This is a genomic window from Aeromonas sp. ZOR0002 (genome assembly GCF_963866995.1).
GTDB classification, from domain to species: Bacteria; Pseudomonadota; Gammaproteobacteria; order Enterobacterales; family Aeromonadaceae; genus Aeromonas; species Aeromonas caviae.
Map to the genome: position 1 here is coordinate 1833 of NZ_CAWMFQ010000187.1, position 1460 is coordinate 3292.

The window sequence follows — 1460 nt, forward strand, 5'->3', positions numbered from 1 at the left end:
AGCGCGCCAAGCGCTTCAAGGAGCCCTTTGCCGTGATCGCCATGGACGTGGACGACTTCAAGCAGATCAATGATCGCCATGGCCACGGGGTGGGGGACCAGACCCTGATCGATATCGTGCAGCTGACCCGGGGCTGCATCCGCGAGATCGATCTGCTGGCCCGCTGGGGGGGTGACGAGTTCATGCTGGTGCTTCCCAATACCCGGTTGCCCGACGCCCGGGTGGTGGCCGAGAAGCTGAGGCAGCGCCTGAGCCATGCCAGGGTCAAGGGGATCGAGCCCGTGACCTTGAGTTTCGGGCTAGTGGAGTCCGACCCCGACGAGCAGGTGTCCCATCTGATGGCACGGGTCGACAGGGCGCTCTACCGGGCCAAGCTGGCGGGCAAGGACCAGCTCAGCGGCTGACAAGGGCACTGGTCGGAGCCGCTACGGGGCTTTTCCCCCCCGAATACGGCTTGACCAAGGGATTTTCTTGACTCCAATTCATCCCGCTGGTTTCATGCGCGCTCTTTTCATTCTTGCGAGATGTATCTTCATGAAAAAGTCCTTGCTGATTGCCCTGACCGCCCTGCCTCTGGTAGCCCACGCCGGCCTGATGGATTCCCTGACCGACACCGTGACCAGCAGCGTCACCAGCACCGCCAAAGAGATGGCTGGCAACGCCATGGACACCGCTTCCAACGAAGCGATCAAGAAGGCTCTGGACATCAAGGAAGGCGGCTCCAACAAGCAGGCCATCAAGGACAAGCTGGGCGCCCCGGCCAGCACCAAGACCGACGCCGGTCTGGAAGTGTGGACCTATGACCTGGACGCACTGAACAAGGCCTCCCCGCTGCTGGCCGAGACCACCAAGTCCTTGCTGAAAGACTCCGAAGTGGCCCAGAAGAACGTGGTCATCAAGTTCGAAGGCGAGACCGTGAAGACCCTGAACCTGGCCAACAAGGCCTGAGTCCTGGCAAGGTGAATGAAAAAGGGGCCCGCGGGCCCCTTTTTGCTGCCTGGTATTCAGGCTCACACCTTGAAGCGGTGCACCAGGGCCAGCAACTGGCGGTTGGACCCCAGCAGGGTGGCGGCGCTCTGCTCCGTGTTGCCGCCGTTCTCCACCAGGAGGTTCAGCATGTCGCGAATGCTCACCATGTTGCGGTTGATCTCCTCGGTCACCCGGCTCTGCTCCTCGGCTGCGGTGGCGATCTGGCTGCTGAGATCGTGGATCTGCACCACGGCGTCGGCCATGGTGTCGAGGCCGCCGGTGACCTGCCCCGTGGTGTCGGCCGCCGCCTGGCAACTGCGCTTGGTCTGCTCCATGGCGAGCACGGCCTCGGCGACCCCCTGGGTGAGCCGTGACAACATGCTGCCCACTTCGGCGGTGCTGTTCTGGGTGCGTGCCGCGAGGGCACGCACCTCGTCGGCCACTACCGCGAAGCCCCGGCCCTGTTCACCGGCCCGGGCCGCCTCGATGGC

At 63.8% G+C, this 1460-nt stretch carries 3 protein-coding genes; 2 read left to right on the forward strand and 1 reads right to left on the reverse strand.

The window, feature by feature from the left end; genetic code table 11:
* Together AACR77_RS11370 and AACR77_RS11375 are read left to right on the forward strand one after the other, a co-directional pair.
* Window positions 1-404 (forward strand): GGDEF domain-containing protein (locus AACR77_RS11370; protein WP_042881512.1); only part of this gene is annotated, 404 nt, incomplete at its 5' end.
* Window positions 405-534: 130 nt separating this feature from the next.
* On the forward strand, window positions 535-948 hold the full coding sequence (locus AACR77_RS11375; RefSeq protein ID WP_010675902.1) for a hypothetical protein: 414 nt from the start codon (window positions 535-537) through the stop codon (window positions 946-948).
* Between the two features lie 62 nt (window positions 949-1010).
* Here the strand turns inward: AACR77_RS11375 and AACR77_RS11380 are convergent.
* The coding region (locus tag AACR77_RS11380; protein WP_042881515.1) for a methyl-accepting chemotaxis protein at window positions 1011-1460 on the reverse strand (450 nt) is incomplete at its 5' end.

Bases quoted from the DNA above. Each gene is read 5' to 3' on its own strand.
- AACR77_RS11375 (WP_010675902.1), top strand. From the start codon at position 535: ATGAAAAAGTCCTTGCTGATTGCCCTGACCGCCCTGCCTCTGGTAGCC.